Annotated in this window: 1 protein-coding gene and 1 pseudogene; one reads left to right on the top strand and one right to left on the bottom strand. The window is 35.1% G+C overall.

Going from position 1 to position 524, the window contains the following annotated elements:
• Positions 1–192: pseudogene (locus F967_RS07565) on the top strand (IS701 family transposase); the annotation flags it as partial.
• Here the strand turns inward: F967_RS07565 and F967_RS14185 are convergent.
• Positions 183–524, bottom strand: a 342-nt coding sequence (locus tag F967_RS14185) for a hypothetical protein (protein WP_004799142.1), incomplete at its 5' end; no start/stop codon positions are given. The pseudogene F967_RS07565 and the gene F967_RS14185 overlap by 10 nt on opposite strands.

Raw genomic sequence — 524 nt, 5'->3', positions numbered from 1 at the left:
TCTAAACTGATTTTGAATCATATTTTTTCAGCCTTAATGGCCTACGTTGAGATACAAAAGAACCAGTTTGAGGGGATCTTTGAAAATGTATATCGTTGGCAGAAGAAATTATTTAGACCAATGATCAAAAACTTCATTGATGACTTTATTCTCGATAAAAATCATCTGCTACCACAGAGAGTCTATAAATAACAGTGCGTAAGTCCTATTTTATTGACTAACACATTAACGGTAGCACCATTATTTTTCAAAAGTTTTGTGAAATCTGATAAATATTTCGTGGTCAATTCGTCAAGTGTTTTTGGATTATTTTTTAAATCCAATGCAAAACCGACAGCATTGGCTTGAGTATCATCTAGTAATAGTACGCCAGTATTTGATGCTAAAGCTGTTTCAGTGAAAAAGTTTTTATCAACTGCACCAAAAATAGCAATATTCGCTTTCGTGCTACTAACAGTTGCCTCAGTCTGTACGGTTGTTGGTGTTGGTGTTGGTGTTGGTGTTGGTGTTGGTGTTGGTGTTGG

Source organism: Acinetobacter sp. CIP 102637 (genome assembly GCF_000368425.1).
GTDB lineage: Bacteria > Pseudomonadota > Gammaproteobacteria > Pseudomonadales > Moraxellaceae > Acinetobacter > Acinetobacter parvus.
This window is presented reverse-complemented; position numbering and strand designations above follow the sequence as displayed.